The organism is Sphingomonas sp. URHD0057 (assembly GCF_000620665.1).
Lineage (GTDB): Bacteria > Pseudomonadota > Alphaproteobacteria > Sphingomonadales > Sphingomonadaceae > Sphingomicrobium.
Window position 1 is genome coordinate 131,268 of sequence record NZ_JIAU01000007.1, and the last position, 19,146, is coordinate 150,413.

Annotated in this window: 22 protein-coding genes; 7 read left to right on the forward strand and 15 right to left on the reverse strand. The window is 65.6% G+C overall.

Annotation, left to right across the window (positions count from 1 at the left end; genetic code table 11):
• The first annotated feature begins 14 nt into the window (after positions 1 to 14).
• Together N539_RS15815 and N539_RS0106415 are read left to right on the forward strand one after the other, a co-directional pair.
• Entirely contained in the window at positions 15 to 659 is a 645-nt protein-coding gene (locus N539_RS15815; protein ID WP_051531561.1) for a sigma-70 family RNA polymerase sigma factor, read from the forward strand.
• Complete coding sequence (locus N539_RS0106415; RefSeq protein ID WP_028969598.1) at positions 656 to 1,399, forward strand: anti-sigma factor family protein; 744 nt, start codon at positions 656 to 658, stop codon at positions 1,397 to 1,399. The genes N539_RS15815 and N539_RS0106415 overlap by 4 nt, the downstream gene beginning before the upstream one ends.
• On the opposite strand, the gene N539_RS0106420 is transcribed toward N539_RS0106415, so the two are convergent.
• The 11 genes from N539_RS0106420 to N539_RS0106475 form a co-directional block, all read right to left on the reverse strand.
• Positions 1,396 to 1,881: a DUF3833 family protein gene (locus N539_RS0106420; RefSeq protein WP_028969599.1), complete on the reverse strand. Its 486-nt coding sequence runs from the start codon at positions 1,879 to 1,881 to the stop codon at positions 1,396 to 1,398. The two genes, N539_RS0106415 and N539_RS0106420, sit on opposite strands and share 4 nt — an antisense overlap.
• Positions 1,878 to 3,800: an acetate--CoA ligase gene (gene acs / locus N539_RS0106425; protein WP_028969600.1), complete on the reverse strand. Its 1,923-nt coding sequence runs from the start codon at positions 3,798 to 3,800 to the stop codon at positions 1,878 to 1,880. The genes N539_RS0106420 and acs overlap by 4 nt, the downstream gene beginning before the upstream one ends.
• Positions 3,797 to 4,891: an NAD(P)-dependent alcohol dehydrogenase gene (locus tag N539_RS0106430; RefSeq protein ID WP_051531562.1), complete on the reverse strand. Its 1,095-nt coding sequence runs from the start codon at positions 4,889 to 4,891 to the stop codon at positions 3,797 to 3,799. The genes acs and N539_RS0106430 overlap by 4 nt, the downstream gene beginning before the upstream one ends.
• Positions 4,892 to 4,900: 9 nt before the next feature.
• The gene (locus tag N539_RS0106435) at positions 4,901 to 5,734 is read right to left on the reverse strand and encodes an HpcH/HpaI aldolase/citrate lyase family protein (protein ID WP_028969602.1); all 834 of its coding nucleotides are present in this window, start codon (positions 5,732 to 5,734) and stop codon (positions 4,901 to 4,903) included.
• On the reverse strand, positions 5,731 to 6,180 hold the full coding sequence (locus N539_RS0106440) for a MaoC family dehydratase (RefSeq protein WP_028969603.1): 450 nt from the start codon (positions 6,178 to 6,180) through the stop codon (positions 5,731 to 5,733). The genes N539_RS0106435 and N539_RS0106440 overlap by 4 nt, the downstream gene beginning before the upstream one ends.
• A gap of 36 nt (positions 6,181 to 6,216) precedes the next feature.
• On the reverse strand, positions 6,217 to 6,627 hold the full coding sequence (locus N539_RS0106445) for a hypothetical protein (RefSeq protein WP_156029795.1): 411 nt from the start codon (positions 6,625 to 6,627) through the stop codon (positions 6,217 to 6,219).
• A 52-nt stretch (positions 6,628 to 6,679) separates the two neighbouring features.
• A complete protein-coding gene (locus N539_RS0106450; protein WP_028969605.1) occupies positions 6,680 to 8,998 on the reverse strand; it encodes a transketolase in 2,319 nt (772 codons plus the stop codon).
• Between the two features lie 551 nt (positions 8,999 to 9,549).
• Positions 9,550 to 9,888: a hypothetical protein gene (locus tag N539_RS0106460; protein ID WP_028969607.1), complete on the reverse strand. Its 339-nt coding sequence runs from the start codon at positions 9,886 to 9,888 to the stop codon at positions 9,550 to 9,552.
• A gap of 62 nt (positions 9,889 to 9,950) precedes the next feature.
• Entirely contained in the window at positions 9,951 to 10,940 is a 990-nt protein-coding gene (locus N539_RS0106465) for an isopenicillin N synthase family dioxygenase (RefSeq protein ID WP_028969608.1), read from the reverse strand.
• Between the two features lie 66 nt (positions 10,941 to 11,006).
• Positions 11,007 to 11,414, reverse strand: a complete 408-nt coding sequence (locus N539_RS15820) for an endonuclease domain-containing protein (protein ID WP_037552414.1) — start codon at positions 11,412 to 11,414, stop codon at positions 11,007 to 11,009.
• 69 nt (positions 11,415 to 11,483) lie between these two features.
• Positions 11,484 to 11,858 (reverse strand): winged helix-turn-helix transcriptional regulator, encoded by a 375-nt coding sequence (locus N539_RS0106475; protein WP_028969609.1) that lies wholly within the window; start codon positions 11,856 to 11,858, stop codon positions 11,484 to 11,486.
• 135 nt (positions 11,859 to 11,993) lie between these two features.
• Between N539_RS0106475 and N539_RS0106480 the strand changes: the two genes are divergently transcribed.
• The 5 genes from N539_RS0106480 (at position 11,994) to N539_RS0106500 (ending at position 14,941) form a co-directional block, all read left to right on the forward strand.
• Entirely contained in the window at positions 11,994 to 12,545 is a 552-nt protein-coding gene (locus tag N539_RS0106480; protein WP_028969610.1) for an FMN-dependent NADH-azoreductase, read from the forward strand.
• Positions 12,546 to 12,609: 64 nt separating this feature from the next.
• A complete protein-coding gene (locus N539_RS0106485; protein ID WP_037552417.1) occupies positions 12,610 to 13,485 on the forward strand; it encodes a pirin family protein in 876 nt (291 codons plus the stop codon).
• Positions 13,486 to 13,647: 162 nt separating this feature from the next.
• On the forward strand, positions 13,648 to 13,890 hold the full coding sequence (locus tag N539_RS0106490; RefSeq protein WP_028969612.1) for a DUF6582 domain-containing protein: 243 nt from the start codon (positions 13,648 to 13,650) through the stop codon (positions 13,888 to 13,890).
• A 65-nt stretch (positions 13,891 to 13,955) separates the two neighbouring features.
• A complete protein-coding gene (locus N539_RS0106495; RefSeq protein ID WP_028969613.1) occupies positions 13,956 to 14,672 on the forward strand; it encodes a hypothetical protein in 717 nt (238 codons plus the stop codon).
• Between the two features lie 74 nt (positions 14,673 to 14,746).
• A complete protein-coding gene (locus N539_RS0106500; RefSeq protein ID WP_028969614.1) occupies positions 14,747 to 14,941 on the forward strand; it encodes a DUF1059 domain-containing protein in 195 nt (64 codons plus the stop codon).
• On the opposite strand, the gene N539_RS0106505 is transcribed toward N539_RS0106500, so the two are convergent.
• The 4 genes from N539_RS0106505 to N539_RS15825 all read right to left on the reverse strand — a co-directional run bounded on the left by N539_RS0106505 (position 14,938) and on the right by N539_RS15825 (position 19,057).
• The gene (locus tag N539_RS0106505; protein ID WP_028969615.1) at positions 14,938 to 16,242 is read right to left on the reverse strand and encodes a dihydrolipoamide acetyltransferase family protein; all 1,305 of its coding nucleotides are present in this window, start codon (positions 16,240 to 16,242) and stop codon (positions 14,938 to 14,940) included. The two genes, N539_RS0106500 and N539_RS0106505, sit on opposite strands and share 4 nt — an antisense overlap.
• Positions 16,243 to 17,247, reverse strand: coding sequence for an alpha-ketoacid dehydrogenase subunit beta (locus N539_RS0106510; RefSeq protein WP_037552488.1), 1,005 nt, complete (start codon positions 17,245 to 17,247; stop codon positions 16,243 to 16,245).
• Between the two features lie 8 nt (positions 17,248 to 17,255).
• Positions 17,256 to 18,524, reverse strand: a complete 1,269-nt coding sequence (locus tag N539_RS0106515) for a 3-methyl-2-oxobutanoate dehydrogenase (2-methylpropanoyl-transferring) subunit alpha (protein WP_028969617.1) — start codon at positions 18,522 to 18,524, stop codon at positions 17,256 to 17,258.
• 377 nt (positions 18,525 to 18,901) lie between these two features.
• Positions 18,902 to 19,057, reverse strand: coding sequence for a hypothetical protein (locus tag N539_RS15825; RefSeq protein ID WP_156029796.1), 156 nt, complete (start codon positions 19,055 to 19,057; stop codon positions 18,902 to 18,904).
• Positions 19,058 to 19,146 lie beyond the last annotated feature (89 nt).

A 19,146-nucleotide genomic window follows, 5' to 3' on the forward strand; every position in this document is an offset into this window, starting at 1 on the left:
CTGGCCGCAGCTTCGTGAAGACATTCTCTCCCTCCTTCTTCACGCGACGGCGAACGGCCGGCGCGGGTTCGGCGCCGGGCGATTCGTCGCTCGGCGTCGCCCAAGCCGACGATTTCCGGCGGCTGGTCCTCTCCCACCTCGACGGCGCCTACAATCTCGCCCGTTACCTGACGCGCGATGCCGAGCTCAGCGAGGATATCGTCCAGGACGCGGTGCTCCGCGCCTTCCGCAGCTTCGGCCAGTTCCGCGGCGGCTCGGCTCGCGCCTGGCTGTTCGCGATCGTGCGCAACTGCGCCCGCACGGCCCAGGCCAGCGCCAGCGGCCGAATGGCGCTGGTCGTTCCCGAAAGTCACCTCGGCGAGGAGGCGGTCGCGAAGCTGGGCCACGTGGCCGATGCCGGTCCGACGCCCGAAGAGACCGCGTCGCGGCAATCGGACGTGGATCGGGTGCGCAGCGCCATCGAGGCCATACCCGAGCCTTTCCGCGAGGCCGTGGTACTGCGCGACCTCGAAGATCTGTCCTATGCCGAAATCGCCCAGGTCAGCGGGGTGCCGGTGGGCACCGTCATGTCGCGCCTGTCGCGCGGGCGGACCATGCTGGCCAAGCAATTGCTACCATCCGGGGAGGTCCAGCCGGAACAATCGAGGAGCGTGAAATGACGGCCGCGTGCGTTGACCAGGAGCTGCTCCTCGGCGGGCTCGTCGATGGCGAGCTCGATGCCGCGAACACCGCGCTGGCCGAAGCGCATGTGGCGCGCTGCGAAGGCTGTCGCGAAGAAGTCGAACGCCTGCAGGCGGTACGCAACCTCCTTCAGATCGATGGCGTCCGGCACTCTGCTCCGGCGGCGCTCTCGAAGCGGATCGAGGCATCGCCGCAAGTCGCCCTGAAAGCCGCTAACGAGAACAGAGTGGCGCGGTGGCTCGCGCCCGCGCTTGGCGGCGCCGTGGCGGCCTCGCTGGCGTTCGTGACATTTGCCCCGCTTGCGGCGCCTTCGCCGATCGATCGTGAGCTGGTGTCCAGCCACGTGCGGTCACTTCAGCCGGGCCATCTCACCGACGTCCAGACGACCAATCAACACATCGTGAAGCCGTGGTTCAACGGCCGCATCGACTTCGCGCCGCCGGTCCCTGAACTGGCCGACCGCGGGTTCCCGCTGGCGGGCGGACGGCTCGATTCGATCGACGGGAAAACGGTCGCGGCGATCGTCTATCATCGGCGGCTGCACACGGTGAACCTCTACGTGTGGCCGAGCGGCGCCGGCGGGGATCGCGCTTTCGTGGAGGACGGCTTCGCGGTCAGGGAATGGACGCGCAACGGGCTCCGCTTTGCCGCCGTCTCGGACATTCCAGCTGCCGAGCTCCAGCAGTTCGAGGCGGTGTTCATTCAGCGCTCCGGCTAGTCCAGCTTGCGGACCGTGCCGTCAACGCGGGCGAACTTGAGACCGAACTTCTTCGCGACGACGTGGTTGGACATCGTTCTGCCGTCGGCTTGCACCTGCAGGCGCTGCTCGATGTTGAGGCCGCCCTTCATCTTGTAGCGGATGACGGCAGAGTCGCCGCTGAGGACCATGTCGACCGGGCTCATGGCGTCGGTGAGCGTGCCGGTCATGTGGTTGGGCCCCGCGGAGCGCATGATCCACTTGCGCGTCTGCACCGGCTTGTCGCCCTCGTGCACCGTATCCATCATCACAAAGTCGCCTTTGTCACCCTTGCCGCCGACGCTTTCGACGATCAGCGGAACGGGCTTGTGCAGGACGACGCGCAGCACGTTCTCGGTGCGCGTGTGCCCGGTGAAGAAGGCGACCATGTCGAGCCGCGGCTTGTCCGCCGCAACGGCGGGAGACGCGACGGCGACCAGGCCGACAAGCGTTGCGAATTTCACTGGCGGCCGGCGCGCAAGGCGTCGACCACGCTGGGGTCCGCCAGGGTCGAGGTGTCGCCGAAGCCCGCAGTCTCGCCCTCGGCGATCTTGCGCAGGATGCGGCGCATGATCTTGCCCGATCGGGTCTTGGGCAAAGCGGGCGTGAAGTGGATCTTGTCGGGTGCGGAGAACGCGCCGATGTCGTGGCGCACCTCCTGCACCAGTTCCTTGCGCAACTCCTCGCTGTCTTCGACGCCGGCATTGAGCGTGACGAAGGCATAGATGGCGCTGCCCTTGATCTCGTGCGGGTAGCCGACGACCGCCGCTTCGGCGACCTGCGGGTGGCTGACCAGCGAGCTTTCGACTTCGGCGGTGCCGATGCGGTGGCCGGAGACGTTGATGACGTCGTCGACACGGCCGGTGATCCAGTAATAGCCGTCCTCGTCGCGGCGGCAGCCGTCGCCGGTGAAGTAGAGGTCGGGATAAGTCTTGAAATAGGTTTCGAAGAAGCGGCCGTGATCACCCCACAGGGTGCGCATCTGCCCGGGCCAGGACGCCGCGATGCACAAATTGCCGCTCGCGGCGCCTTCAAGCAGGTTGTGCTGTGGATCGACGAGAACGGGCTTCACACCCGGTAGTGGCATCGTCGCGCTTCCTGGTTTCATCGGCGTCGCGCCGGGGATGGGAGAAATCAGGATGCCGCCGGTCTCGGTCTGCCACCAGGTGTCGACCACCGGGCAGCGCTGGTCGCCGACCACGCGCCAATACCAGTCCCAGGCGTCGGGGTTGATCGGCTCGCCGACGGAGCCGAGCAGGCGCAGCGACTTGCGCGAATGGCGCGTCACCCACTCGTCGCCCTCGCGCTCGAGCGCGCGGATCGCGGTCGGGGCAGTGTAGAAGATGGTCACGCCGAGGCGGTCGACCGTCTCCCAGAAGCGGCCGAAGTCGGGGTAATTGGGAACACCGTCGAACATCACGCTGGTCGCGCGGTTCATCAGCGGCCCGTAGACGACGTAGCTGTGACCGGTGATCCAGCCGACGTCGGCGGTGCACCAGAAGATGTCGTCCTCGCGGTAATCGAACACCCAGTCGAAGGTGGTCGCGGCCCATACCGCATAGCCGCCCGTGGTGTGGACGACGCCCTTGGGCTGCCCGGTCGATCCGGAGGTATAAAGGATGAACAGCGGGTCTTCCGCATTCATCACTTCGGCCACGCATTCCGGCGACAGGCCTTCGCGGAGGTCGCTGTAGCGAACGTCGCGGCCCTGCTTCATCGGGACGTCGGCGCCGGTGCGGGTGACGACGATTACGGTCGGAACGTCGCGGGTCGCGAGCGCTTCGTCGACGTTGCGCTTCAACGGGATGGGCTTGCCGCCGCGCACACCCTCGTCGGCGGTGATCACGGCGCAGGCGTCGCAGTCGGCGATGCGCCCGGCGAGGCTTTCGGGCGAGAAGCCGCCGAACACCACCGAGTGGATCGCGCCGATACGAGCGCAGGCGAGCATGGCGGCCGCGGCTTCGGGGATCATCGGCAAATAGATCATCACGCGGTCGCCGCGCTTGATGCCGCGCTGCTTCAGGAGATTGGCGAAGCGGCAGGTCTCCTCGTGCAGCTCCCGGTAAGTGACGTTGCGCCCTTCGCCAGGCTCGTCCGCTTCGAAGATCAGCGCGACCCGGTCGGCATGTTCGGGCAAGTGGCGGTCGAGGCAATTGACCGACAGGTTGAGCTTACCATCGGCGTACCAGCGGATGCCGAAATTCTCTTCGTCGAAGGACCAGTCGCCGGCTTGCGTCGGAGGCTTGTCCCAGGTCAGGCGCTCGGCCTGCTCGAGCCAGAAGCGGTCCGGATCGGTATCGGCGAGCGCATTGAGGCGAGCAAGCTCGCCGGGGCCGATACGCGCCCCAAATCCATCTGGAACGGGATGGACGATTTCGCTCACAGGCCCCGACTCATGTCGACCACGAAGCGGTAGCGGACGTCGTTTTTCAGCAGCCGCTCATAGGCATGGTTGACCTCGCTCATCTGGATGAACTCGACGTCGGGATAGATGTCCTTGGCGGCGCAGAAATCGAGCATCTCCTGAGTCTCGGGAATACCGCCGATGGCCGATCCGCCGACCGCCCTGTTCCACCAGATGAGATTGGAGCCGACGAAGCCCGGCATCTGCATCAGCGCACCGACGATCACCATTCTTCCGGAGCGCCCAAGCAGCTGAAGATAGCCGTCGATCTCGTGGCTGACCGGGATCGTGTTGAGGATGAAGTCGAAACGGGTCGCCGCCGCTTCCATCTGTGCCGGATCGGTAGAGCTGATCACATCATGGGCGCCGAGCGCGCGCGCATCCTCGCCCTTGCTCGGAGTAGTCGTAATCATGGTGACATGCGCGCCCATCGCGGCGGCGAGCTTGACGCCCATGTGGCCGAGGCCGCCGAGGCCGACGACGGCAACCTTGCTGGTCGGGCCGACATCGTACTGGCGGAGCGGCGAGTAAGTGGTGATGCCGGCGCACAGCAAGGGCGCGACCCGGCTCACGTCCATGCCGTCAGGGACCTTGAGGACGAAATGGTCGCGGACGACGATATGGTCGGTGTAGCCGCCCTTCGTGATCGTGCCGTCGTGATAGTCGGCGCTGTTGTAGGTCTGGACGCAGCCCTTGCGGCAGAACACCTCCCAGCCGGCGAGGCACTGGTCGCATTCCATGCAGCTGTCGACCATGCAGCCGACGGCGACGGTGTCGCCGACCTGGTGCCGCGTTACCTCGTCGCCGACCGCAGTGACGGTGCCGACGATCTCATGGCCGGGGATGACCGGGTAGAGCGTTCCTTCCCAGTCGTTGCGGCAGGTATGGAGGTCGCTGTGGCAGATGCCGGCGTAGGTGATCTTGATCGCCACGTCGTCGGGGCGGAGCGCGCGGCGCTCGAACTCCATCGGCCGCAGCGGCTGGTCCGGAGCCTCGGTGCCCCAGCCTTTGGCGGTGGTCGGCGCGTTCGTGGCCTCGATGACGTTCCGGGGTTCTGCAGTCGTGGCCATGAGTGCCTCCTATCGTGAGCGATCCAAAATGCGCTGGGCCTGGGTGAGGTGCGGGCGGTCGACCATCTTGCCGTGGACGCTCAAGACGCCCGCGCCGGGCTGTGCCTCGAATGCGGCGACGATCGCTTCGGCGTGCTCGACGTCCGCTTTCGACGGTGTGAAGGCGGCGTTGATGACCGGCACCTGCGCGGGATGGATGGCGAGCTTGCCGGTAAAGCCTTCGCGCCGCGCGGCTTCCGCCTCGGCCCGCAAGCCCGCCTCGTCCTTGAAGTCAGCGAATACGCCGTCGACCGGCTGAACGGCCGCGGCGACGGCGCCCGCGAGGCACAGGCTACGCGCCAGCTGGTAGGGGAAGGCGAGTTCGCCATCCGTGTCATATTTGGAGGAGGCGCCGAGCGCGGCCGACAGATCCTCCGCGCCCCAGCTCATCGCCGCCAGCGGCGACGATGCGTCGCGGTAGCTGAGCAGGCCGAACAGGCTGGCGGCGGTTTCGGTGACGATCGCGTGGATGGGGATGTTGCCGGTGCGGTGCGCGAGCTGGCGCACGTCGTCGCCGCTTTCGGTCTTGGGCAGGACAATGCCGTGCACGTCGGCGATGCCGAGGATGTCGAGGTCGTCCTTGTGATACTCCGAGGCCAGCGGGTTGATCCGCACCCACCATTGCGGGCCGCCCGAGCGCTTGAGGAGGTTGCGGAGGACATCGCGCGCGACCGGCTTCATCGCCGGGGCGACGCTGTCCTCGAGGTCGAAGATGATCGCGTCGGCGTCGCTGTCGAGCGCCTTGGCGATCTTGCGCTCGCTGTCGGCGGGGACGAACAGCCAGCTGCGGGGCTCGGCGGTCACGGCGTCTTGAGCAGAAGCGCGGTGCGCTTCATCGTGCACACGACCTCGTCGCGCTGGTTGAGCGCGCGATGCTCCCAGGTGACGATCCCGGCGTTGGGCCGCGAGCCGCTCTCACGCAGCGCCACAACCTCGCTCTCGATCCGCAAGGTGTCGCCGTAGAAGACAGGCTTGGGAAATTTGACCTCGTCGAAGCCGAGATTGGCGATGAGCGTGCCGAGCGTGGTGTCGGCGACCGAAATCCCGACGGTCAGGCTGAAGGTGAAGCAGCTGTTGACGAGGATCCGGCCGAACTCGCTGGCTTCGGCCGCCTCGGCGTCGAGGTGCATCGGCTGCGGATTGTGGGTCAGCGTCGAGATCAGGATATTGTCGGTCTCGGTGACCGTGCGCGTGATCGCGTGCGCGACCTGGTCGCCGATTTGCCATTCATCGAAATAGCGCCCGGGCATCCGTGCGCTCTAGGCGAGCGCACTCGCCTTGCAAAGTCAGCCGATGCTGCGGCGCTGGAGGCGAGACTTGAGCTCAGCCATGCCGATCAGCTCGACCGCGCCTTCGGGATCGCTCGACCGGATGACGTTGGCGATGTGGCCGATCATCTGGCCGACGATGTCGACCGACTGAAGCGAGGTCCCGTGGCGGACGACGACCGCGCCGTCGGACGCCAGCGCGTCGCCCATGATGTCGAGCATTCGCCGCGCATATTCGAGCTCTTCGGCGAGCCGCCGGTGAAGCGCGTCCTCGGTCGGGATCATGGCCGGCGAAAGCGGCGGCGGATCGCGGCGCAGCGGCTTGCGCTTGGGCGGTTCCACGGCATCCACGGCCTCCACGGCAAGCGGCCGCCCCGGCTGCGTTCGGCGCGCGGCTTCATCCCAGAATGAATTGGGCTGCTTGGTCAACTTCGTCCCCCGGTCCGGGTGTGGGCTTAACTTACGCGCGTAAACAGGGCCTTTAAGAACCGTTTTGGAGCAAAATTTCCGCGGCGGCCTCGGCGATTGCCGTGCCGTCAAGCCGATAGGCGGCGTAGAGATCGGCGAGGCTGCCGGTCTGGCCGAACTTGTCGACGCCGAGCGGCGCGACGCGCTGACCGAGGACTCCGCCGAGCCAGGACAAGGACGCGGGCGCGGCGTCGGCGAGGGTGACGAGTCCGGCGTTGGGTGAGAGGCGCGACAGCAGCTGCCCGATGTGACTGGCCTCGCGCGCCCCGCTCCAGCGCCTGGCCTGCGCCTCAATCCAGCCGCGGTGAAGCAGGTCCGGCGAGGTAACGGCGAGCAGCCCGAGGCCGGGGATGTCCTCGCTCAATTCTTCCCACGCCGTGAGCGCTTCGGGCATCACCGCGCCCATGGCGACGATCGCGGCTTCGGCGTTTGCGCCGGGCTCGCGCAGCCAATAGCCGCCGGCGAGCGCACCCTCGCGCCAGTCCTCGTCGGAGCGCTCGACCTGGACGATGCTGCGGGTGGAGAGGCGGAGGTAGGTGCTCTCGCCGCCGGGGTCGTCGATCAGTCGGAAGGCGTGCTCCATCATCGCCGCGACCTCATCGGCGTAGGCGGGTTCGTAATGGCGCAGGCCGGGCTGCCCGAGCGCGATCAGCGGCGGGTTGATCGACTGGTGCGCGCCGCCTTCGGGGCCGAGGGTGATGCCGCTCGGGGTGGCGACGAGCAGGAAGCGGGCGTCCTGGTAGCAGGCGTAGTTGAGCGCATCGAGGCCGCGGGCGATGAATGGATCATAGAGCGTTCCGATCGGGAACAGGCGCTGGCCGAACAGGTCGCCACTGAGGCCGGCGGCGGCCAACATCAGGAAAAGATTGGATTCCGCGATCCCCAACTCGATATGTTGGCCATTGTTGCTGGCATTCCATTTTTGTGCTGATGCAATTTTTTCTTTCGCGAAAACATCGCCGATTTCGGTCCTGCGGAAGAGTCCGCGCTGGTTGACCCAGGCGCCGAGATTGGTCGAGACGGTGACGTCGGGCGAGGTGGTGACGATGCGGTCGGCGAGCTCGCCGCCGGCTTTCGACAGGTCGAGCAGGATCCGGCCGAACGCGGCTTGCGTACTTTGCTCGTCGCCGGCCGGCGCCGGGATCGCGGGGACGCCGACGCTGCCGAAGCTGCGCGAGCGCTTGTCGCGGGCAATCCGGCTGCGCTCGATCAGCGCCTGGACTCCGGGCCGCGCATTGTCGCCGATGCCTTCGAGCTTTTCCCACTCCTCGCCTTCGCGAACGTTCATCGCTTGACGCAGCGCGGCCATCTGCGTCGGGTTCATGAGGCCTGCGTGATTGTCCTTGTGGCCGGCGAAAGGCAGGCCGAAGCCCTTGATCGTCCAGGCGATGAACAAAGTCGGGACATCGTCGTCCGCAACGTCGAACGCCTCGATCAAAGTCTCCATGCAATGGCCGCCGAGGTCGGTGAACAGCGACGCCAGGGCGTCATCGTCATATTGGCTGAGGAACTCGGCCGCGTCCTTGCCGAACTCTGTATCGAGCCGCTTCCGCCACGCCGCCCCGCCCTGGTAATGGAGCGCCGACAGCTCGGCGTTGCTCAGGGCCTCGAACCAGCCGTTGAGCGTCGGATGCTCGGCGAGCACGGCCTGCAGCCGCTTGCCGTAGCGCAGCTCGGCCACCCGCCAGCCGCAGCTTTTGAAAATCTCGTCGAAGCGCTCGAACATGCGGTCGGCGCTGGTCGCGTCGAGGCTCTGGCGGTTGTAGTCGACGATCCACCACAGGTTGCGGACGTCGTGCTTGGCGCCCTCGATGATCGCCTCGTAGATGTTGCCCTCGTCGAGCTCGGCATCGCCGATCAGCGCCACGAAGCGGCCGCGGTCCGTCTCGTTCAGCCGGCCGTGGGCGGTGAGGTAATCCTGAATGAGGCTGGCGAAGAGGGTGATCGCGACGCCGAGGCCGACGCTGCCCGTCGAGAAATCGACCGGGATCTTGTCCTTGGTCCGGCTTGGATAGCTTTGCGCGCCGCCGAAGCCGCGGAAGTTCTCGAGTTGCTCGCGGCTCTGTGAGCCGAGCAGGTAATGGATCGCGTGGAGCAGCGGCCCGCCGTGCGGCTTGACCGCGACGCGGTCGTTGGGGCCGAGCGCGTGGAAATAGAGCGCGGCCATGATCGCGCTCATCGAGGCGCAGCTCGCCTGGTGCCCGCCGACCTTCAGCCCGTCGGCGTGCTCGCGAATGTGGTTGGCGTGGTGGATCGTCCACGCCGAAAGCCAGCGCAGCCGCTCGTCGAGGATCCTGAGGGATTCAATGTCGGTGGCGACAGGCTTCAGCATGGACGCCGATTAGCCGAGCGAAGGTGGCGCGAAAAGCGGGATGGGGCGGCGCGAATGTTCACCAATGTTCGCAGTGACGAGCATGGTTGTGGGCAGCGCGCGGATGGATTTGCGGTGGAGTCAACGGGACGGCGGAAGTTCATCAGCTCCATCGCGCAGCGTGGAGCACAAATGCATGGATGTAGGACAGTGTTTTTTCAAACCCCTAGTGTCTGCAATTGGGTGGAAAGCGGACATTACAACTTAGTTTGCGAGGAGCCTCTCGATGGCTCTAACTCCTCCCTTGGAAAGGCTCGGCGGAACAGGGCCGCTCCCCTCGATGAGCTGGTCGCTCGACCGCCATTCGCCTCCCGGTTTCCGCAGGAAGTGCTCATCGCCTCGGTAGGTGTGAGAAATCTCAGCGACGCATTCGCCGTCGCGAAGAACGCGATAGAGGTATGGCGAGAAGTCGCTTCCCCCGCGGCCCGCGTGAACCAAGCTTAGTTTGCTCATGTGCCGAAACTAACGTGAAGCCTAATGTCTGCAATGGGTGGAAAGCAGGCATAAGCGAGCTAATGGCAGCGGTGCACTTCGTGGATGTTTTGGAGGCGCATAGTTAGGATGCGGCCCAGAATTTTGGCTGCTGTGCGATACCTGCCCGCCCGCGCGTCATCCTCCGCGACGACCTCAGCGAAATGACTGTCATCCTTGAGACCAAGAATCTCGCCCGCGCTCTCCACCGCAAGAGGATGAATGACCTTCAAGCCTGACGCGTAATGGCGGTAAGCCGAGGAATACCGCTTCCCGCTGTATTCTCTAGCGCCCAGGGTCAATTCGCGCTCGCCATGCACATAGGGGACGCAGGTCATCGATTGCGAGGCAGCTGCGAGCAGAGCGATTACGACGATCATTCATCAACCGTAGTCGATGCGCCAATGTCTGCAATGGGTCGAAAGCAGACTCTAGCTGATCGTTACATCGCCGCGACCCGCCAGTCGCTGATCTGCACTTCGGTGCCGTAGTCGGCGAAGTCGCCGTCGGCGCGGCGGCGGCGGAACTCGCCCCAGTTGAGCGGCGCGTAATGCGGCGTGCCGATCAGCGGGCGGATGTCGGCGGAGTAAGCCGGGTTATAGAAGAACGGGATCGAGATACGCTCGGCGCGGTCCATTGCGAGGACGCGGTGGGGTGGGGCGCGGTAACGGTCGTTGGACCAGACCTGGACCATGTCGCCGATGTTGATGGTGAAGGCGCCCGGGAGCGGCTCGACGTCGTGCCACTGGCCCAGATGATGGACCTGAAGCCCGCCGACGCCATCCTGGAGCAGGACGGTGAGCGCGCCGGCGTCGGTGTGGTGGTGGATGCCGAGCCTGGCCTCGCTGCCCGTTTCCTCCGCGAGAGCGTCGCCGAGCGGATAGAAGTTGAGACGCAAATAACTGGTGTGCGCGGGGGTGAAGGCGCGGCTCATCTCGCCGCCGTCGCTCAGGCCTTCGCCGATCAGGGCGACGAGGCGTTGCGCGACACCCGCCATCGCCGCGAACCAATCGCGCATCGCGGGTTGAAACGATTGCGGCATCTCGGGCCATGGCGTCAGCCCTTCGAACGGGTCGCCGGGCACCGCCGCGAACCCGCCCGCGTCCGGGCCGATGTCGAACACCTCCTTGCGGTCGCGCTGCTCCTTGGTGAGCTCGCGGTCGTAAAAGCCCCAGGGGTTGTCGCGCGAGCGCAATTGCCGGCGCTTGGCCTCGCGCGGGCGGGCGAAAAAGGCGCGGGCGGTGGCGATGACGCGCTCGACCTCACCGCCCGAAACGCCGTGGCCGGTGACCTGGAAGAAGCCCCAGTCGCGACACGCTTGCGCGATCGCGGCGGCGACCGCCTCGTGCGGCGCGGACAGGTCGACGACGGGGACTCCGCCGAGGCTTCCGCGCGGCGCGACCGGCGCCTGGTCGAGATCGATGTGGGTCATTCCGGCCAGGTAGCATTGAGCGCTTCGCGCACCCACCCCTGGCCCCTCCCTTCCAGGGAGGGGAATTTAGTCGAAGCGGTGGCGCCTCGGTCTCCCCTCCCTGGAAGGGAGGGGTTGGGGGTGGGTGCCGCCGAGGCATTCGGCGGCTCGGTCCGTGATCGCCTCAAGAACCCCGTCAGGATTCTGGTCTAGCTCGTTGTTCCAGATGCGAAGGACGGTCCAACCTTCGCGACGCAGATAGTCGTCTCTGGCGCGGTCGGTTTCTGAGTCTGCGTGCTGACTGCCGTCCAACTCGACGATCAGCTTCGCTTGGCGAGATGCGAAGTCGACGGTGTACGGACCGACTGGAAGCTGGCGCGTGAATTTCGGCCGCAGGCGCGAAATAATGCCCCACAGCTTGCGCTCATGCTTGGTCGCACTGTTGCGAAGAGTCCGTGCGCGATGGGTTTTGTCATGTTCAACGCGCCAGCCCATGTGACAAGGGTAGCATTGCGCGCTTCGCGCACCCACCCCTAGCCCCTCCCTTCTAGGGAGGGGGATGGGTCAGGCCGCCTGGGCTTCGTCGTGCGCCGCGTCGAAATGCGCCTGGGCGGCGTGAATCGCCTCGATGTTGCCGAGCGCCCATTGCGACAGCGCCGTGATCGGCTCCAGCAGCGAATGGCCAAGCTCGGTCAGCTCATAGTCCACGCGCGGCGGGATCGTCGGGGTCACTGTGCGGCTGACGAGGCCGTCGCGCTCGAGGTTCCTGAGGGTCAGCGTCAGCATGCGCTGCGACACGCTCGGGATCTCGCGCCTTAGCTCATTGAAACGCTTCGAGCCTTCGCCGAGCGTGCCGACGACTAGCACCGTCCATTTGTCGCCGATCCGCGACAGTAGCGTGCTGATGGTCCGGCACACGGGGTTGGTTGGGTCTTTCATTCTGGTCCTCCGGTCACACGGCTGTTCCCGCGCCACAAATTTGTTCGTCCGTCACAAAAAAGTGCGTTCTTGCGGGCGATTCGCTCATGGTTATTTAGGGTGCCTCGGTAACAAATCCATACTTAGGAGGCAATAGTGACCATCTTGCACATCGACAGCAGCATCAACGGCAATACCAGCGCCAGCCGCGAGGTCAGCGGCTCGATCGTCAATCAGCTGAAGGGCGCGCTGTGGGGCGAGGAAGTGGTTTATCGCGACCTCGCCGCGAACCCGCTGCCGCACCTGACGCTCGAGGCGTTCGCCGACACCCGCACGCTCGATGAGTTCATGGCGGCCGACACCATCGTGATCGGCGCGCCGATGTACAATTTCACCGTGCCGAGTCAGCTCAAGGCGTGGATCGACCGCATCGTCATCGCCGGCGCGACCTTCCGCTACACCGAGAATGGGCCCGAGGGACTGGCCAAGGGCAAGCGCGTGATCATCGCCATCGCCCGCGGGGGCATCTACAGCGAAGGCTCGCCGACGGCCGCGTTCGAGCATGTCGAGACCTATTTGCGCGGCGTGTTCAACATGATCGGCATCGAGCCCGAGTTCGTCGTCGCCGAGGGCGTCAACCTCAGCCCCGAGCATCGCGTCGCGGCGATCGAGAATGCGCTCGGAGAAACCATCCGTCTCGCGGCCTAGCCATTGGCGGCGCCTGAATAGGAATTGCCTTCCAGTCCTCCGCTGCTCGCCCGGGAGTTTTTCAATGATCGACACTCTGATCCGAACGCAACGCGCCATCGTCCACCGCACACGCGGCAGCGGGCACGGCCCGATCACGCGCCTGATGAGTCCGTCCGATCTCGGGCAGGTGCTGAAGCCATTCGTGTTCCTCGACCTGTTCGAGGTCGAGGGCGGGCAGATGGACATGCCGGTGCACCCGCATTCCGGGATCGGCACAATCACGGTCTTCACCAAGGGCGACGTACGCTTCGACGATCCGGACTCGGGCCAGGGGACGATTACCTATGGCGGCGTCGAGTGGTCGCGCGCCGGCGGCGGCATGTGGCACGGGAAGGAGCTCGCGCCGGGGACCTCGCCGAGGTTCCAGGGCTTCCAATTGTGGATCGCTCTGCCGCCGGAGCTTGAGAACGGACCGTCGGAAAGCCAGTATCTCGAAGCGCCGCAGATACAGCGAGCCGGGCCGGCGCACGTGATCGTCGGTGCGTACGATGGCGTCGAAAGTCCTGTGCGCGCGCCCGAGGGGATCAATTACCTGCTGGTCACGCTCAAGCCCGGCGAGAGCTGGACGTACCAGCCGCCGACGGGCCACAGCGTCGCGTGGCTTGCGATCGCCCGCGGCCAAGTCGAGGCCGGCGAGCAATTGTCGGCGGGCGACATGGCCGTGTTCGATCGAAGCGAAGCGCCGCTCCGGCTTGCGGCCGAGGGCGACGAGGATGCGATGTTCGTGCTCGGCTCCGCGGTGCCGCACCCGAACGACCTGCACCTTGGCTATTATTCGGTACACACGTCGGCTGAAGCCCTCGAACGCGGCGAGCAGCGCATCGCCGAATTGGGCGAGAAGCTCGCCGCGGCGGGCGACCGCCGGACCGGGTCGGGAGCGACTCCCGTATTTCGGTAACGCTTCGTCCTTCAGCTGTGGCGTGCGGCGTCGTCGCCCCTTGACGCCGCCCGCGAGCCCCGGCGCTCCTACTCATCCTCTCCACGGAGCGTCGGGGCTCATTTCATGAAGCGAATGGCAGTGGGGCGCGTTCTTGAATCTCCCTTGAGCAGGAGATCAATCGTGGCCGAACTCAACGAAGCCCAGCGCGACCGCCTCGACGAGGATCAGTTCGCCTTTCCCAAGGAGCGCAAGGAACCGCTCAACAATGCGAGCCATGTGCGCAACGCCATTGCCCGGTTCAATCAGGTCGAAGGCGTCAGCGACGACGAGCGCGACGCAGCGTGGCGGCGGATCAAGAAGGCCGCCGACAAGCACGGCGTGGAGGTCAGCGAGAAGAGCTGGCGCGAGATCGGAAAGAAGTAGGCGCGTTCCGCGCGACTGTTGCGGCGGCGACATGATCTGTTAGCGTCCCGTTCACGGGGGCGATCATGCATTTCCATCTGCCGAAGCCGCTGCACGGCTGGCGCGTGTTCGTCGGAGAGGTCGGGATCATCGTCGCCGGCGTGCTGGTCGCGCTCGCGGCTCAACAACTCGTCGAGGACGTGCATCACCGCAGCGACGCGCGCGACGCACGAGAATCCATCCAGGCCGAACTCGAGATCAACATGGCGAGGCTCGCCTCGCGGACTGCTCAGCGACAATGCGTCGAGCACCGGCTGGCGGAGATCCAGAGTCTGCTCGATCGCGGCGACGCAGGAGCGACGGTGGTCCCGCCCAATTGGATCGGCCGTCCGCAATTCTGGACCATGCAGACAGTCCGCTGGGACGCCATCTCCCAAGCGGGACGAGCGGCGCTCCTGCCGCCCAAGGATCTCGCCGACTATGGGCTAATGTACTCCATCATGCGCAACATCACCGGCGTGATGATCACCGAACAGGCGGATTGGGCGCGGCTAAGGTCGCTAGAACATCTCCATCGGCTGACCCCGGACATGGTGTTCGAACTCAACAGCACGCTGCAGGACGCGCGCTATTTGAACTGGCGGGTCCAGGTCTGGACGACCCAGTTGAAACCGGGCGAGACGGAACTGCAGCTCAAGAAGGTCGCGAACGACCTGGTTCCGTCGCGCGCCGCGTGCATTCCGATGAGCACTCCGCACGATCAGGCCGCGCGTGAGTCCAATCCCGTGATCGGAGAGCCGTAGCCGTGCCTTTAACTTGACCGGATGGGCAGCCGGGGCGCACTTCTCACGCGTCCCATTGCACGGAGGAGGCCGACATGGACCGCAAGACTATCGACTGCCGCGACTACCCGAGCGAGTCGGGCTGCACGGTCTCTATTTCCGCCGACAGCGAAGATGAGCTGGTCGAAGCCGCCGCGCAGCATGCGGTGCAGGTGCATGGCCATGAGGACAGCCCGGAGCTCCGCGCCATGCTTCGCGACGGCATGAAGACCGGCGCGCCGGCGGCCTAGGCCGAGAGCAGCCGTAGCGGGTTCTCGATGTAGCCCTTGAGCGCCTGCATGAAGTTGGCGGCATCCCAGCCGTCGACCACGCGATGGTCGCAGCTCAATGACAGGTTCATCCGCTTGCGGACCTCGATCTCGCCGTCGATCACGACGACCTTCTCCTCGACCTTGTTGACCGCGATAATTGCGACCTCGGGGCGGTTGATGACGGGCGTCGAGGTGACCCCGCCCATCGGGCCGAGGCTGGAGAGGGTGATGGAGGAGCCGGAGAGATCCTCGCGCGCCGCCTTGCCGGTCCGCGCCGCCTCGGCGAGGCGGCCGATGTCGCGCGCCAGATCCCACACGCTCTTGCCCTGCGCGTCGCGGATGACGGGCACCATCAATCCATTGGGAGTCTGCGTCGCCATGCCGAGGTGAAGCGCGCCGTGGCGGGTGATGACGTTGGCGTCGTCATCGTAGGTTGCGTTCAGCATTGGCCAGTCTGGCAGGGCGCGCGCCATTGCGGTGATGAGGAAGGGCAGGAGGGTCAGCTTCGGGTTCGACCCCCGGTCGCGGTTCATCATCGCCCGCGTGTCCTCGAGATCGGTGACGTCGAACTCCTCGACCAAAGTGAAGTGCGGGATGCGGCGCTTCGCCTCCTGCATGTTTTCCGCGATCTTCCGGCGCAGGCCGACGACCTTGATCGTCTCGTCCTTGCGCGGCGCGGCCGTGCCACGGCTGGAAACGCTGCCGCCATTGTAGAGCAAATACGCGTCGAGGTCGGAATGGCGAATGCGGTCCGACATGGTCTTCACCTCGCCGAGGTCGATGCCGAGGTCGCGGGCGCGGGCACGGACCGCTGGCGAGGCGAGCACGTGGACTCCGCCACCGCTCTCCTTCTTCGCGACTTCGGGCTCGACGCGCGGCTCGGGGGCTGGGGCGGGAGATGCCGCCGGCTTGTCCTCCACCGCCGTGACCGGAAGCTCCTTTGCCTGTTCAGGGGTGGGAACGGAGGCCCCATCGCCAAGCGGCCGCTCGTCGACGCTTTCCGGAGCCGGAGTCGGCTCTCCCGGTGACGCTTCCGCACTCTCGGTTTCGATCACTGCCAGGACCGAGCCGATCGGGATCTGGTCGCCAACTTCGCCCGCGAGCTCGAGCACCTTGCCGGCCACTGGCGATTCCATTTCCACCGTCGCTTTGTCGGTCATCATGTCGGCGATCTGCTGGTCCTCGCCGATGGTGTCGCCGACCTTGACGTGCCAGGCGACGATCTCGGCCTCGGCGATGCCTTCGCCGATGTCGGGCAGCTTGAATTCGTAGCGAGCCATCTAATCCGCCATCACTTTCTCGAGGGCCTTCTTCATCCGCTTCGGGCCGGGAAAATAGGCCCATTCGTAGGCGTGCGGGTAGGGCGTGTCCCAGCCCGTCACGCGCTCGACCGGCGCTTCGAGATGATAGAAGCAGCGCTCCTGCACCTGGGCGGCCAACTCAGACGCGAAGCCGGAGGTGCGCGGCGCTTCCATCGCGATGAGGCAGCGGCCGGTCTTCTCGACCGAGCGCTCGATCGTTTCGATGTCGAGGGGGACGAGAGTACGCAGGTCAATGACCTCGGCGTCGAGGCCCTGCTCCTCGACCGCGGCAAGCGCGACGTGGACCATAGTGCCGTAGGCGAGGACGGTGAGCGCCTCGCCTTCGCGGACCACCGCGGCCTTGCCGAGCGGAACGATGTAATGACCTTCGGGCACTTCGCTCGCGGGATGTTTGGACCAGGGCTTGACCGGGCGATCGTGGTGGCCGTCGAAGGGGCCATTGTAGATGCGCTTGGGCTCGAAGAAGATGACTGGGTCGGGGTCTTCGATCGCGCTGATCAGCAGGCCTTTGGCGTCATAGGGCGTCGAGGGGATCACGACCTTCAAGCCCGCAATGTGCGTGAACAGGCTCTCGGGCGACTGGCTGTGCGTCTGGCCGCCGAAAATGCCGCCGCCATAGGGGGTGCGAATGACCATCGGCATGGTCCATTCGCCGCCGGTGCGGTAGCGCATCTTGGCGACTTCGCTGACGATCTGGTCGTAGCCCGGGTAGATGTAGTCGGCGAACTGGATCTCGACGAGGGGCTTCACGCCGTAAGCGGCCATGCCGACCGCAACGGCGACGATTCCGCCTTCGCTGATCGGCGCGTCGAACACCCGGGTGTGGCCGAATTCCTTCTGAAGTCCTTCGGTCACACGGAAGACGCCGCCGAAGAAGCCGATGTCCTCGCCGAATACGACGATGTCGTCGTCGGCGCGCATTGTCACCTTGTGGGCGTCGTTGAGCGCCTGGATCATGTTCATGGTCGGCATCAGGAGTTCGCCTCGCCGAGCGCCTGTTCGCGCTGCTCGGCCAGGTGCCACGGCACGTCGGCGTAGACGTCGTCGAACATCGTCTCGATGCCGTCCTTGCCCTGTTCGGGGAGGATGCCGAGCTTCTCGGACTCCTTCTGCGCGGCACGCACCGCGGTGTCGCATTCTGCGGTCATCGCAGCGTGGCGCTCGTCGTCCCATTCGCCGAGCGCAATGAGGTGGACCTTGAGGCGCTCGATCGGGTCGCCGAGGGGCCACAGCTTGGCTTCGTTGGTGGGCCGGTAACCGCTCGGATCGTCAGAGGTCGAATGACCTTCGGCGCGATAGGTGAAGAACTCGATCAGGGTGGGGCCATTGTTCGCGCGCGCCCGCTCGCTCGCCCATTTTGTCGCGGCGTAAACCGCCAGCGCGTCATTGCCGTCGACGCGGAGCGAAGCAATGCCGTAGCCGACCGCGCGCTGGGCGAAGGTCGCTCGCTCGCCGCCGGCGATTCCGGAGAAGCTGGAGATTGCCCACTGGTTGTTCACCACGGCGAGGACGACGGGCACGTTGTAGACGGCGGCGAAGGTGAGGGCGGAATGGAAGTCGCCTTCCGCGGTGGCGCCGTCGCCGACCCAGCCCATGGCGATCCGGCTGTCGCCCTTGATCGCGGCGCCCATCGCCCAGCCGACCGCTTGCGGGAACTGGGTGCCGAGGTTGCCCGAGATCGAGAAGAAGCCGTGCGCCTTGTCCGAATACATGATCGGGAGCTGGCGGCCTTTCAATTTGTCGCCCTTGTTCGAGTAGATCTGGTTCATCATCTCGACCAGCGGATAGCCGCGCGCGATGAGCAGGCCCTGCTGGCGATAGGTCGGGAAATGCATGTCGTCGCGGTCGAGCGCCGCCTGCGCCGGGATCGCGATTGCCTCCTCCCCAGTGCACTTCATGTAGAAGCTGGTCTTTCCCTGGCGCTGGGAGCGGTACATGCGATCGTCGAAAATGCGCACGGTAACCATGTCGCGCAGCATCTTGCGCAGCGTGTCCGCGTCGAGCTTGGGGTCCCACGGACTGACCGCTTTGTGGTCGTCGCCGAGGACGCGGACGAGTTGCGTCGCGAGCGGATGAGTCTCCGCCGCCGGCGCGGTCGTGTCGGGGCGCGAGGTGCTTCCAGCTGCGGGGATCTTAAGGCCGGAAAAGTCCGGCGTATCGCCTGGCCGGAACGGCGGTTCGGGCACGTGGAGCGCCAGGCGAGGCGCGTTGCGGCGCAGCGAGGGGTCCTTGTCGCTCATGGTCGGAGCGAGCGCTTAAACCCGACTTGAGGATGCGGCAACTCTCGGCGTAAAGGAGGCTTTACATTGTGTCGTCAAGACACCAGGCCCTACCGAACGGTAGCTGGCAAGCGATTGAAACATTGGCAGGATGCCGGGATATGCGTGACCATCCGCGGCTGCGAGCCCTGTTAGAAAGACTGCCCTTCTGGCTATTTCTCGTGGGGGTCGGCCTGGGCCTCTATACGATGCTTTCCCGCTAGGCAGGGCCAGGCAGCTTCACACTGCTCTTCGCGCGGCCGCATTTTGAAACAATGCACCAGACCCTAAGGCAGGCGGCACTCTCCTAATGTCTGCTTTCGACGCATTGCGGACATTAGACTAGATTCCAGCTGCTCTCAGTTCATGCCGTGCGCCGCCGGAATCGGCGAAGGGGGACCCGCGGGCATTGCGAGTAGCGTTTCCTCCGGCTCGCCAGCTTCGAACCGCGCGAGCAGCGCATCGGGATCATAGCTCACCCCGACCGGGTTCTCGGCGTATGCAGGCGTTCGCATGAGGGCGGTTGCTTGCTCAACCGTTCCGCAGTCGACCTGAAACTCCATTCGATTGCCATCGGTTGAAAACCCAACACAACGGCGAACCG